Source organism: Ruminococcus sp. J1101004sp1_RTP21198st1_B9_RTP21198_201120 (genome assembly GCF_040924245.1).
Taxonomy (GTDB): domain Bacteria; phylum Bacillota; class Clostridia; order Lachnospirales; family Lachnospiraceae; genus Blautia_A; species Blautia_A faecis.
The window spans coordinates 1-13,430 of the sequence record NZ_JBCOMI010000017.1 but is presented as its reverse complement, the minus strand read 5'-3'; the positions used below and the strand labels follow the sequence as shown (position 1 = coordinate 13,430).

Genomic DNA, 13,430 nt, shown 5'->3' with positions numbered 1-13,430 from the left:
ATATTTCACCGATGTTTTGCAATAATTTTATAAATAATTTAGTTGTTTTATCTGTATAATTTTGAAATTTCTGCAAATTCGAAGTTCTATCAGCCTGGAGCATATCTGGAAAATCATTCCCGCAATCTTCATTCCCTGCTTTGCGGTATATTTCGCCATGGAATATTGCGTAACTGCCATAATCGCTTCTCTAATTTTTCGCAGTATAAATCCCCCGCAGATCGTAAATCGCATGTCTTGGACACTTCACTGCGCACATTCCACAGCTTAGGCAGACAGACTCTTCTATCACTGCACAGTTATCTGTAACCCGGATTGCCCCGGCCGTACAGGTCTTCTCGCAGATTCCACAGCCAATACAGCTGACTTCACACTGTTTTTTTGCCTCTGCCCCTTTACTCTTATTTGAGCATTTTACTACGATCCAATTGGCACATTCATGGACATGAATAATCTGCTGTGGACATACCTTCCCACATGACCCGCAGCCGATGCATTTTTCTTCATCTATTTCCGCCACTCCATACTCATTCAGGGAAATGGCGCCAAATTTACATTTCTCCACACAGGCTCCACAGCCAATACATCCATCTTTGCATCCATTGTCCCCTGCTGTAACCCTGCACCCCCCATTACATGCCACAACAGCTGACCGATACGGAAATTTCTTCTTTACTGCCATCTCTCATCCCTTCCTTTCATATGGTGTTTCGCTAAGAGGAAGGCTGTAACGCCTTACACCATCTCTTCGGAAATAGGCATCTGCTATTGCGGGTGCTGTGGGAATGGATGTAATTTCTCCAATACCAATAGCACCGCAGGCAACCTTAAGGCCTGGCTTGTCGATAACAATGGCATCGATCTTCGGAATCTCATGTGCACGGAAAAGGCCTAAAGAACCATACTTGGAAATAGGTTTACAGTTCTCATCAATGGGATATTTTTCCCGCAGGGCAAATCCTATGGACATTACCACACCACCCTCGATCTGCCCCTCACAGGACAAAGGATTTACCGCTTTTCCCACATCATGAGCAGCAACTATCTCTTCTATCTTGCCTGTCTTGGAATCCAAAATACAAACCTGGGTAGCATATCCATAAGCAACATGGGAAACCGGATTGGGCACATTTGCACCAAGAGGATCGGTCTTCGCAAGATATTCTGCATAATAAACCTTACCGATCATATCTTCTACGCTTAATCCTGCTTTTTTATCCTCCATCAATTTCTCACAGGCTCTTCTGCAGGCCTCACCGGTGATCAATGTCTGTCTGGAACCGGATGTAGTTCCGGAATCTGGTGAAATCCAGGTATTGCTGCGCTCGTAAATGATATCCTCTCTTTTTATATCTGTATTACTTACGATCATCTGGGTCAGTACTGTGCCAAGCCCTTGTCCAATGCAGGAAGCTCCTGAGTAGATGTGAAGCTTCTTATCCTCTTCATAAATCAGTTTCACGCGGCCAGTGTCTGGAATTCCAACACCAACCCCTGCATTCTTCATGGCGCAGCCAATGCCCACCGCTTTTCCTGCTGCCAACGCAGCTTCATATTTCGGCTGTACCGCTTCTAAGGTCTCCACAAGACCTGTAGAATCGTCAACAATCTGACCATTTGGAAGCGTCTCCCAGGGCCGGATCGCATTGCGGTAACGAATTTCCCAGGGAGTGATTCCCACCTTATCTGCCATCATATTTAGAAGTGTCTCTGTAGCAAAACAGGTCTGGGTAACTCCAAATCCGCGAAATGCTCCTGCCGGCGGATTATTGGTATAGTAAGCCGTTCCCTCAATTTCAAAGTTTTCGTAGTGATAAGGACCTGCTGCATGGGTACATGCGCGCTCCAGAACCGGACCGCCAAGAGATGCGAATGCACCTGTATCCGCGGCAACCTTTGCCTTTACTCCCATGATATTTCCATTTTCATCACAGCCCATGGTCATATCCATATAAAAAGGATGGCGCTTAGGATGAACCAGCAGGGATTCTGCTCTTGTAAGCTTCATCTTAACCGGTTTCTTCGTCACATAAGTAAGAAGCGCACTTAAATGCTGCACAGTCATGTCTTCCTTACCGCCAAATCCGCCGCCTACCAGCGCATTTTGTACCTTTACTTTGTCTGTACCAAGAACTAAGCTGCATTCGTGCAGAGTCTGATGTGCTGACTGGTCTGTGGAATATACAAAAACATCTCCGTCTTCATCATAAAAAGACACAGCACATTCCGGTTCCAGAAATGCGTGTTCCGTCCATGGTGTCTCAAAATGATGGGAAATCACATATTTGGAATTTTTTATAGCCTCTGCTGCATTTCCCCGGCTGATATGTTTATATGCACAGATATTGTTCTCTTCCTCATCAAATACCTTTGGTGCATCTGGTTTCGCTGCCTCTTCAATCGTATGAATGTGAGGAAGCACCTTATACTCAACCTGGATCAGCTTCGCTGCCTTATCCGCAGTCTCTTTATCCCGGGCTGCCACAAGTGCAATGGCATCTCCCAGATAATGGGTAATCCCTCCTATGGGAATCAGGGTATACTGATCATGCTTTAAATGTCCGATTTTATTCTCTCCTGGAATGTCTTCTGCCGTAACAACCGCCTCTACCCCAGGAAGTGCCAGCGCTTTGGTCTTATCAATGGAAAGCACTCTTGCACGCGGATATTTACTTCTCAGAGCTGATCCATAAAGCATACCATCCAGATAAAAATCGTCTGGATATTTTCCGGTACCAAGAACCTTTTCCCCAACATCGATTCTTGCTACGCGGGAGCCAATATGCCAGTCGTTGTTAATTTCTTCCGGAAGTGTCCCCTCCTGCATAACTTTAGCCGCGATCCGTACTGCATCTATAATTTTTACATACCCGGTGCAACGGCAATAATTGTTACGCAAGGCATATTTGATTTCTTCATCAGTGGGCTCTTTATTCACATCCAGAAGAGCTTTCGTGCACATTACCATGCCAGGAATGCAAAAGCCGCACTGTACGGCACCAGCCTTTCCGTATGCATACGTATATACCTTTTCTTCCCATTCTGTCAGACCTTCTACTGTAATGATATTTCTGCCATCCAGCAGATCTGTATCCGGCACACAGGCCTTACAGGTTCTGCCATCGATAATCACTGTACAGGCTCCACAGGCACCCTCACTACAACCATCTTTTACAGAAGTCAGATGTAACTCATCACGGAGAAATCTGAGCAGCTTTTGATTTTTTTTCGTCTCTACCCTCTGGCCATTGACTGTAAATACTGCCATGTTGGACTCTCCTTTCTACTACCCCCCATGAAAGTCAGATGCTTTTAACTGCGCTCCTAAACTTTCACAGTGAACTATAAGAAACACATTCTGAAAGTTTCCCAAATTATCGCAGCAGTCACCAAGATCTTATGCATGAACATACTTCGGCTCGCTGCCTGTCAAAATATAGACACTGTCCACAGCCCTAAAAAAGCTGTGGACAGTATTTTCTATTACCTTATTTAGTTATCAGATATCCATAATCATCGATCACTGCACAGATCAGCTTCTTCAAACCGTCATACAGTTTGTCTGCCGGATCGTCTGCCTTGCAGTCTGTAATCTGGCCTACAAATCTGACCTTACAGGTCTTATTCTCTTTATCCAGAACAACAAAACCATCGTTCTTACTGTCTGCCATGTCTTTCTCATTTGCAAACAGAGTAAATTTATCCTTGTATGGTGCACTTGCGTATGGGCAGAAGCTCTTACAGTTACCGCACTCATTACACATATAATCTACGTGGATGACCTGATTCATAGCCATTCCAGGAACCTTGATGGAAATATTGGCACGGTTCGGGCATACATCTACACAGTTCTCACAGACTTTGTTACAGGTAAGACATCTCTCTTCCTCTGTCTTCGCTTCTTTACTGTGCTTCAGGATACCTTTCTTTTCGAAACAGTCTTTCACATCACCTGTCACAGCTGCATCTCTGGTAATCTCTTTGCCAAGAATATCTTTCACTGCCAGCTGTGCATCCCGGATTCCCTCTACGATGGTTGCTGCGCCTCTGGCGCCGTCTCCGGCAACATAGACACCACTCACGCTGGTTTCAAGAGTCTTATCGTTGACCTTTGCTTTTCCTCTTTCATCTACTGCGATCTGGTTGGCAGTGTAGAAATCGGTATCAATCTTTTCTCCAACAGCTACGATCACGGTGTCAGCCGGAACCTCTACCACATCTGCAGTCTCGGTTACACCTGCACGTCCGGAAGCATCCATCTGGCCAAGCTTCATCTTCTTGCAGAGCAGTCTGCCGCCATCAAGACTTACCGGAGAAAGAAGTTCCTTAAACTCAACGCCCTCCTCCAGAACTTCCAGAAGCTCATCCTCTGCAGCTGGCATATAGCGTTTGGTTCTTCTGTATACAAGATAAACATGCTCTACGCCTTCTGTGCGTTTCGCAGCTCTTGCAGTGTCCATAGCAGTGTTTCCGCCGCCGATTACAACTACATTTTTGCCAATATTCAGCTTACCATCATTTGCCTTGAAATCACGAAGGAACTTCAGAGCGTTAACGGTCTCACCTTTTTCCAGTTTCAAAGTGCCAGGCTTGCCAGCTCCGATTGCCAGGATCACAGCATCATAACCCTGTGCTTTCAGATCTGCCACAGAAGTGATCTCTGTATTTGTGCGGATCTCTACACCCATCTTCTGGATGAAAGAAATATCTTTGTCAATAGCAGCGTCACCAATACGGAATCCAGGTATCACGTAACGGATCACGCCGCCAGCTTTCTCTTCTTTTTCAAAAATGGTAACTGCTGCGCCCTCTCTTGCAAGGAAGTAAGCAGCTGCAATACCAGCAGGACCGCCACCAACTACGGCGACCTTCTTACCGTTTGGCTCGCCGGCCTTGATCTCACCGATCAGCTGCTCATAGCCATGCTCTGCTGCTGTCAGCTTGGTGCCACGGATATTTACGGATTCTTCGTAGAAATTACGGGTACATTTGGTCATACAGTTGTGTGCACATAAGGTGCCTGTAATAAATGGCAGGGCATTTTTCTCAAGGATCACTTCAAGTGCTTCTTTATATTTCCCCTCACCAGTCAGTGCTACATACTGTGGAATATCCTGATGGATTGGACAACCTTCAGAACATGGTGCATAGAAGCAGTCCAGAAGAGGAACTTCTTTTGTGCTCTTTCTGTTCGGAACCGGCTTAATGTTCTTCACATGATGCCCATCAGTAATAGCATCTGCTGCCAGCTTCTTCAGTGCAACCACATCGATTCCTTCCCATTTCTTCGGGCAGATTCCTTCCACCTTATCTGCCACCTGGGTAAATCTCTGATAGCCTCCTGTCTTCAAAAGGGTGGTAGCCATGGTTACCGGCCAGATGCCGCATCCCACAATTTTGTCAATATTGTAATAATCTGCACCTCCGGAATAGGAAATTCGAAGTTTTCCTGCGAATTCAGCAGAAAGTTTGGCTGCAAGGGAAATGGACAGCGGGAACAAAGCTTTACCGGACATGTACATTTCTTCACTTGGAAGCTCATTTCGGGTAACGTCAACCGGGAAAGTATTGGTAATCTTTACACCAAATTCCAGGCCCAGTCCTTCGGATAATTTCATCAGCCGTGTAAGCATGGGGACTGCATCCTCATACTGCAAGTCGTCTCTGAAATGGAAATCGCCGAATACCATATAATCATATCCCATCTCATCCATGGTCTTTCTTGCAAAATCATAGCCAAGAAGGGTCGGATTGCATTTTACAAAGGTATTCAGATGTTTCTCTGTAAGCAGATAATTTGCAATGCTCTCAATCTCCTGTGGAGGGCATCCATGCAGTGTGGAGATCGTAGCAGAATTACAGACATTGGACGGGATTGCTTCGATGTCTTCTCTGGTAAAATTCTGGAACTTGTCAGCATTGTCCAAAAGCCATTTTCTGCATTCCTGGAAAATAACAGTGTCCTTTGCTTCCATCATTCCGTCAATAAAGGTATTGACCTTGTCTCCCTTAATTCCTGCAAGATCATATCCTACGGAAATATTAAACTGGAACCCATCCTGTGCACCCAGGCCGAATTCTTTTGCAATCACATGAAGGATAAACCATGCCTTGATGTACTCGCCCATCGCGTCCGGAACAGTCAGCTCAGTTGACCATTCGCAGTTATATCCCTCATCATCTGCAAGAATACAAGGTTTATTCACGCATGCAGAAAGCTCTGCGCCATCCATCTTCTGAACTGTCTTCAGCTCAAAGAAACGGGCTCCTGCATAATAAGAAGCAATGATATTCTGTGCCAGCTGGGTGTGGGGACCTGCTGCCGGTCCCACTGGTGTCTCCAGGTTTCTGGTAAAAATAGTCATATCATTCTTCGGATCTGCTGTGTATGGGCGATGTACCCCAAATACAGTGTCCTGCCCTTTTTTCTCCTGAAGGACCCAGTCCATCAGCTGCCCGAAAGGCATACATGTCATAATATCGCTCATATTTATTTTCCTCCGTTAATATCGTCAGCCAGTTCCTGTGCAGACTGACGGCAGTCAGCCATAACCTTATCTACGTCACAAACCAGCACTTCCCTGTCTTTCATAAGAACCTTGCCGTTACATACAGTAGTCACAACGTCATGTCCTGTAGTTCCAAACAGAAGATGTCCGTTTACATTGTCTGCTCTCATAGGTGTAAGCGGGTTGTAATCCATTACGATCACATCGGCAGCTGCCCCCTCTTTCAGAACACCAAGTGGTTTCTTAAAGTAGCGGTTGGCAATGATTGCATTGTTCTCAAAGAGCATCTTGGGAACCTCACCCCATGCAGCATTTGGATCGCAGAGATGATGCTTATGAAGGATATTGGCAACCTTCCAGGATTCCAGCATATCGTGGGTGTATCCATCAGTTCCAAGTCCTGTAACGATTCCCTTATGTACCAATTCCATGGTAGGCGGACATCCGCAGGCATTTCCCATATTGGATTCCGGATTGTGGACAACCATAGTGTCAGTCTCTTTAATTAAATCCATCTCATGCTCGTTAATATAAATACAATGTCCCAAAAGCGTCTTCGGCCCAAGAATATTCCAGTCGTAAAGTCTGTCTACAATTCGTTTACTGTGCTCCTTCAGACACTGATGAAGGTCATAGATGCCCTCTGCAACATGAATATGATAGCCAACACCGTCTGGCTTCAGTTCGTTACACAATTCCATGGTCTCATCGGAAATAGTGAAAGATGCATGCATACCCATCATAGCAGCGATCATGTCGCTGTCATCTGCAAGTGCGTGTTTGATAAAGTTCACATTCTCCATTACAGATTCTCTGGACTTGTCCATGCCGTCACGGTCAGAAATTTCATAGCAAAGGCAGGTACGGACACCAAGCTCCTTAGCTGCTGATTCAATAGCACTGAGGGAACCGGTAATATGTCCAAAGCTTGCGTGGTGATCAAATACAGTCGTTACACCATTCCGGATACTGTCGATGTAAGTAGCCATCGCAGAAAGTCTGGTCTGCTCCAGGGTAAGATGACGGTCAATGGTCCACCACTGTCCATCCAGAATATCCAGAAAGCCCTTGGGATTATATCCTTTAATACTCAGACCTCTGGCAAAAGAGCTGTAGATATGCTCATGGGTATTGATAAATGCAGGCATGATAACTCCGCCTCTGGCATCTACAAATTCTCCATCCGGATATGCCTTCTTCACCTCATCTGTAGTCCCCACCATAACTATGGTGTTACCATCCATTGCAACTGCACCGTTCTCTATAAATGCCTTGGATGCGTCCCGTGTGATCATTCTTCCATTACCAATAATAAGCATATGGCATCCTCCTTTACTTGTTAAAATTGTTGAATCAAATAGCACAATTCAACATTTTTTAGGATATTTTATACAGATAATGTAACACATTCCCATATAAATTTCAATAGGAAATCTAAAAATATTTTTGGCTTTCTCAAAATTTTTGTTTAAACAAACTAACTGATCACAACCAAAACAGGCTCTAGGGCATGTTTGAAAAATGCTTTCTACAAGCTGTACGTCACAATTCGAGGGAGATTTTGCCCGCAGTCTGCATAAACATGAAAACAAGGCAGTCTGTCAATTAAACAAACTGCCTTGTTCTCTCTATTAATGGATTTTTCAAACAAGCTCTATTCCATAGCTGATTTTCCATCTACATTATTCGTATATGTATCTTTATAACTCCCGGATCACATGCAAAAATTTCCGGCCCTTTTTCCATAATTCAGGATCAATTTCCACCTCATAGCCTTTGCCATTCTGCACATGCCAGTCATAAAAAGAGCGGTCTTCGTCTGCATATTCTTCCATAACATTCATGATCGTACCGCCATGTACCACAAGTGCTGCCAAAGAAATCCCATTACGGAGACAACCATTTACAGCTTTCTGGAAGCCGGTCACATTGCGTCTTTTAAATTCCTCTCTGCTCTCTCCTCCCGGAAATGGCAGAAGTCCGCCAGAATCGATCCAGGACTGGTAATGTTCATTTCCGTCCAGTTCCTGATAATTTTTATTTTCAAATTCTCCAAAATCACATTCTGCAAGCTCATCAATAATATTCAGCTTTTTTCCGGGAAAAAGGATTCCTGCTGTCTGGGTACAGCGGATCATAGGACTTGCATAAACTGCCTGTACCTCCGGATAAGCAAGCTGCGCCAGCATATTCCCAGCCTCCGGACAAAGAGGCTCATCCGTCCTTTTTCCTATATATCTTTTTAACTTATTTCCCTGGGTTTCCCCATGACGAACCAGAATAAGTTTAAGCATTTTTGATCACCGTCCCAATTCCACATACTACACGTATTACCTTTTTGCTTTTTGATGCAAGATCCGTACAGACTCTTCCCACTGCTTCCCGGTATTTCCGGTCAAAAGCATCCATGGGGACAACGCCGTATCCTACTTCCTGACTTACCAGAATGATATCCGGATTTTTCTCCCATAATTCTTCTGCCAGTCTGGCCACATCTTTGTCTGCTTTTAATTCTTTTTTGATATACTCCTGAAAATCAAGGACGCCCTCTGCATTCATAAGCTCTTCTTTTTCCAGATCGGCTCCCTTTTTCCAGCAGACATCAGGATGATGTTCTTTTGCATATGTGCTCTTTCCCTGAAAAGCACCTCCAATGATCATTTCCATTGTTACAATTTCTCCTTTTTTCCCAGTTCCCGGAGCGTGTCTGTAAAAGACTTTCTGCAAGATGTACGTCACAATTTGTGGGAGATTTTGCCCGGATGAGGGCGCATAGCAGGCTACGACAACCGAATTCGGGCAAAATATACCGCAAAGTGGGGCGTGCAGATTGCGGGAATGATTTTTCAGACACGTCTAGATAAATACAGAAACAACAGCCAGTACAACAGCCATTCCCACCTCACAAAGGCACAGAAAATATCCTGCCAGGTCACCTGTGATCCCGCCAAAATATTTCATTGCTTTATAATGATAATAAAGGAAAACAAGTACTGCAGTTCCAAATGCCAGAATACCCATCACAGGCTGGATCCATATCATCACCGCCAGCAGAATTCCAAGATAGACGATCAGCACATTTCGCACGATCATATCTTCTGCTTTTCTGGAAAATTCTGCTACAGTTCCATCTTTACGTGCCTTTGGAAACATCATGACACTGATTCCGGACAAACATCTGGAAACCATAAATCCGAGAGCCATAATCAAAAGTGCCCGCCTGTCCGTCCACAACTGGCTGTAAGCTCCATACCATATCAGAAAAAAAGCACAGGCTGTAATAACCGCAAATGCACCGGCATGGGAATCTTTCAGAATTTCAAGACGTCTCTCCCTTTCCTGCCAGGAGCTTAATGCATCCGAAGTATCCAGAAGACCATCTACATGGATTCCACCTGTCACCATTACCGGAACCAGTACAAGAACTGCTGAGACAAAAGACGGATTAAATCCAAATTTTCCGCCTGCCCATCCTACCAGATAAGAAAGCGCTCCAATTACCAGGCCGATAAAAGGAAAAAAACAGAATGTATATTTCATATTCTCCTTGTTCCAGTCTGCCATTGGCATAGGGATTTTTGAATACATGGCAAATGCCACTTTAAAATTATTCCACAGCATTTTCAATGATTTTTCCTCCTTTATACCAGATTGGAATCCCATATACTACTTCAACCACCTCATCAGCCATTTTTCCAATGTTTTGATTGATTATCCCCAGATATTCCTGATAGCGGATGGTATCGCCCTCATAACTGGCTGCTTCGGAAAAAATCTCATTCGTGACAATCACCAGATGACGTACCTGGCTACTCAACTTTTTTATGCCTTCCAAAACGGCTTCCACAGTTTTTTCACCAGCCCCTTTTTCCTCAAACATCTCATTAGCGGCAAGATTGGACATACATTCCAGAAGAACCACAGCATTTTCCGGGAAATCCAGATTCTTCAATCCGGTATAGCATTCAACTGTCTCGAATCCTTTTCCTGCACGCATTTTCCGATGACGTGCCACACGCTTATGACTTTCCTCGTCATATGGATGCATGGTTGCAATATAGATTCTTTTTGCCGGTCCAAAAGATACTATTTTATCTTCTGCAAAAGCAGATTTTCCGCTTCCGCTTCCTCCGGTCACGACTGTCATCATATTAATTCAGCTCCTCGTACTGGTCCACGTGAATATCATCAAATGTACTTAATGTATTGTAAAGAGTAGCTCCCATATCAAGAAACGGACAAAGGGCAATGGCTCCAGTGCCTTCCCCAAGACACATGTCAGCATGAAGCACAGCTTCTTTTCCAAGCTCATCCAGAACAAGATGTGCTGCCGGTTCTTTGGACACATGACTGGCGATCATATAATCCGCTGCCTCCGGGCAAAGTCTGGCTGCTACAAGTGCGGCAACTCCGGAAATAAAACCGTCAATAAGAACCGGAATCTGTAATGCAGCTCCACCAAGATACACACCTGCCATTCCTGCGATATCAAGACCTCCAACTTTTGCAAGCACGTCTATGGAATCTTTTGCATCCGGCTTATTTAAATCAATGGCTTTCTTAATCGCCTGAATCTTGCGGGTAAGCCCATCGCTGGAAAGTCCTGCACCACGGCCAGTCATGGTTTCCACAGGTTGCCCCAGAAGCACAGATGCAACTGCACTGCTGGTTGTGGTATTTCCAATTCCCATCTCACCAGTTGCAAAAAGACGATACCCCTGAGCCTTCAGTTCTTCTACCATAGCAATTCCTGCTTCAATTCCCTTTATGGCTTCGTCTCTTGTCATAGCCGGACCTTTCGTCATATTGCGGGTTCCATACATAACTTTCAGATCTGTACGTGCTGTAGTATCTCTTACCATTCCCACATCTACTGGCTTTACATCCACTCCACACTGGTGGCACATTACACATGCGGTAGTGGTTTCTTTTACAAAATTATCTGCTACAATTGCAGTGACTTCCTGTCCTGTCTGGGTAACCCCCTCTTCTACCACGCCATTGTCTGCACACATGGCAACAAGAGCCTTTTTTCCAAGATCCACTTTCTCATCCCCTGTAATTCCAACGATCTGCGTAATCAGATCTTCCATTTTTCCAAGGGAATGGAGAGGCTTGGCGATGCTATCCCATCGTCTTCTGGCTGTTTTCATTTTTTCCTCATTCAGAGGCTTTATCTGTTTAAGTGTTTCTTCTAATGTCATGATTTCCTCCCGCTGGTAAATACCAGGAATTTACTGAATATGTAATTTAATGCCAGAACTACAAACTGGGTGATAAATTTGCCGGCCATATCATTCATGTGTATGATCTCTGCAAAGAACCATACGCCTGCTACTTCGATCACCATTGTTACACCTCTCGCTCCGACAAATTTGCAGAATGGACGGATATGGTCTTTCAAAGTCTCGCATTTGTCCTGAAAAACAAATTTAGAGTTTACCACATAAGCAAAAAGAATTGCCAGAATAATCGAGATCACATTTGCAAGATCTCTTTGAACTCCTGCCTGGCGCAGAAGAAAAAAGCTCACCAAATTCACCAGTGTAGTACATCCTCCAAAAAACACATAACGTACCACATCACTGGCATACAGTTTCTTAATGAGAGCAGTCATGGTTTACCTCCTGATAGACATCCTCTTTTCCACGAAGAATCTGGGAAATGATATAACGTGGACGCCGTTTTACTTCTTCGTATATTTTTGCAATATAATAGCCGATGATTCCAAGACTGAGCATAATAGCGCTTCCAATAAGCAAAAGAACGATAAGGGTAGTTGTATATCCCTCTACCGCTCTGCCGGCAAAAAATTGTACCAGCGAATAAATAATCAAAATCAGGGAGCATCCAAAGCATGCCCCTCCTACGACCGTTACAAATTGCAACGGTGCTGTAGTAAAAGCCACAATATTGGTAAACGCGTATTTTATCAAGGACCAGGTAGACCACTTAGACTGTCCAGCTTCTCTGTCCCGCACCTCAAATTCCACATAAGTGGTCTTAAATCCCACCCAGGATGAGGTCGCACGGAAAAACATATTTCGTTCTGGCATAGAAAGAATACTATTCACTGCTTTCCTGTCCATCATTTTGAAATCCGAAGCATTCTGCATATTCACACCTGTAGCCTTGGACATGATTCCATAGAAAAAGCCAGCGCTCTCTTTGTGAAGCAGACTTTCCGTTCCTCTTGATTTCTTTACGCCTTCGATTACTTCCCATCCCTGCTCCCAGAGATGGTACATGGAAATCAAAGTTTCCGGCGGGTGCTGCAGATCACAATCCATAACTGCCACCACATCTCCTGTAGCCTGGGCCATTCCTGCATATACTGCTGCTTCTTTTCCGAAATTTCTGGAAAAATGAACGCCAAGAACATTTCCATCTTTTTCTCCGGCTTTGGTGATTTCTTCCCAGGTTTTGTCTTTTGAGCCATCGTCAACAACAACTAGTTCGTAGGAAATGCCGGCTTCTGCTAATACTTCATGAAGAACACGACAGGTTTTTCCTACCATCAGTTCTTCGTTATAAGCTGGCAAAACCACTGATAATCTGCTCATTTTTTCATCCTCTTCTCTGCTGACAGCCTTGTATATTTATGTTTAAAACGTGACAGCAGATCTTATTCTTTTCGATTTTTCAACGTTCCCATTATATTACAAATCCAGTGGGCAGGCAACCTTAATTGATATTCTTCAGAATTTAATAACAAAAAAACGATAACCAACCGGCTACCGTTTCCGTTCTGTACCTTCAAAACTACATACATGTTACATCCTAATGGAATCATTTTACCTCTGCGTGAGTCCGGCAGCTACTTTATAACCGCCTTTCCCATTTCTTGGTCAAGCCCTCACCCTATTAGTAACAGTCAGCTCCGTGCATTACTGCACTTCCACCCCTGCCCTATCTACCTCG

At 44.4% G+C, this 13,430-nt stretch carries 13 protein-coding genes and 2 pseudogenes; 1 reads left to right on the top strand and 14 read right to left on the bottom strand.

Going from position 1 to position 13,430, the window contains the following annotated elements:
* Positions 1–27: 27 nt before the first annotated feature.
* From AB5618_RS12590 to AB5618_RS12550, 9 genes and pseudogenes are all read right to left on the bottom strand, one after another.
* Positions 28–180 (bottom strand): DUF6783 domain-containing protein, encoded by a 153-nt coding sequence (locus AB5618_RS12590; RefSeq protein WP_368366805.1) that lies wholly within the window; start codon positions 178–180, stop codon positions 28–30.
* 10 nt (positions 181–190) lie between these two features.
* Positions 191–682, bottom strand: coding sequence for a 4Fe-4S binding protein (locus tag AB5618_RS12585; protein WP_187565904.1), 492 nt, complete (start codon positions 680–682; stop codon positions 191–193).
* A 3-nt stretch (positions 683–685) separates the two neighbouring features.
* Positions 686–3,268, bottom strand: a complete 2,583-nt coding sequence (xdh, locus tag AB5618_RS12580) for a selenium-dependent xanthine dehydrogenase (RefSeq protein WP_227201059.1) — start codon at positions 3,266–3,268, stop codon at positions 686–688.
* A 220-nt stretch (positions 3,269–3,488) separates the two neighbouring features.
* Complete coding sequence (ygfK, locus tag AB5618_RS12575; RefSeq protein WP_368366804.1) at positions 3,489–6,488, bottom strand: putative selenate reductase subunit YgfK; 3,000 nt, start codon at positions 6,486–6,488, stop codon at positions 3,489–3,491.
* Between the two features lie 2 nt (positions 6,489–6,490).
* Positions 6,491–7,828 (bottom strand): putative aminohydrolase SsnA, encoded by a 1,338-nt coding sequence (gene ssnA, locus AB5618_RS12570; RefSeq protein WP_173718088.1) that lies wholly within the window; start codon positions 7,826–7,828, stop codon positions 6,491–6,493.
* A 48-nt stretch (positions 7,829–7,876) separates the two neighbouring features.
* Complete coding sequence (locus AB5618_RS12565) at positions 7,877–8,101, bottom strand: DUF6783 domain-containing protein (protein WP_368366803.1); 225 nt, start codon at positions 8,099–8,101, stop codon at positions 7,877–7,879.
* Positions 8,102–8,209: 108 nt separating this feature from the next.
* Entirely contained in the window at positions 8,210–8,803 is a 594-nt protein-coding gene (locus AB5618_RS12560) for a histidine phosphatase family protein (protein ID WP_173716604.1), read from the bottom strand.
* Complete coding sequence (locus tag AB5618_RS12555; RefSeq protein WP_148463350.1) at positions 8,796–9,176, bottom strand: bifunctional adenosylcobinamide kinase/adenosylcobinamide-phosphate guanylyltransferase; 381 nt, start codon at positions 9,174–9,176, stop codon at positions 8,796–8,798. Before AB5618_RS12555 ends, AB5618_RS12560 begins: the two co-directional genes overlap by 8 nt.
* Positions 9,112–9,299: pseudogene (locus AB5618_RS12550) on the bottom strand (DUF6783 domain-containing protein); the annotation flags it as partial. The pseudogene AB5618_RS12550 and the gene AB5618_RS12555, both read right to left, overlap by 65 nt.
* On the opposite strand from AB5618_RS12550, the pseudogene AB5618_RS12545 reads away from it, so the two are divergent.
* A pseudogene (locus tag AB5618_RS12545) lies at positions 9,282–9,329 on the top strand (DUF6783 domain-containing protein); the annotation flags it as partial. The pseudogenes AB5618_RS12550 and AB5618_RS12545 overlap by 18 nt on opposite strands.
* 36 nt (positions 9,330–9,365) lie before the next feature.
* Here AB5618_RS12545 and cobS read toward each other — a convergent pair.
* From cobS to AB5618_RS12520, 5 genes are read right to left on the bottom strand one after another with little or no spacing between them, the layout of a single operon-like run.
* Positions 9,366–10,130: an adenosylcobinamide-GDP ribazoletransferase gene (gene cobS / locus AB5618_RS12540; RefSeq protein ID WP_330590186.1), complete on the bottom strand. Its 765-nt coding sequence runs from the start codon at positions 10,128–10,130 to the stop codon at positions 9,366–9,368.
* Entirely contained in the window at positions 10,117–10,659 is a 543-nt protein-coding gene (locus tag AB5618_RS12535; protein WP_148463349.1) for a bifunctional adenosylcobinamide kinase/adenosylcobinamide-phosphate guanylyltransferase, read from the bottom strand. The genes cobS and AB5618_RS12535 overlap by 14 nt, the downstream gene beginning before the upstream one ends.
* A 1-nt stretch (position 10,660) precedes the next feature.
* A complete protein-coding gene (gene cobT, locus AB5618_RS12530) occupies positions 10,661–11,713 on the bottom strand; it encodes a nicotinate-nucleotide--dimethylbenzimidazole phosphoribosyltransferase (RefSeq protein WP_173771962.1) in 1,053 nt (350 codons plus the stop codon).
* On the bottom strand, positions 11,710–12,126 hold the full coding sequence (locus tag AB5618_RS12525; RefSeq protein WP_173771960.1) for a GtrA family protein: 417 nt from the start codon (positions 12,124–12,126) through the stop codon (positions 11,710–11,712). Before AB5618_RS12525 ends, cobT begins: the two co-directional genes overlap by 4 nt.
* On the bottom strand, positions 12,110–13,072 hold the full coding sequence (locus AB5618_RS12520) for a glycosyltransferase family 2 protein (RefSeq protein WP_118583340.1): 963 nt from the start codon (positions 13,070–13,072) through the stop codon (positions 12,110–12,112). The genes AB5618_RS12525 and AB5618_RS12520 overlap by 17 nt, the downstream gene beginning before the upstream one ends.
* Positions 13,073–13,430: the final 358 nt, after the last annotated feature.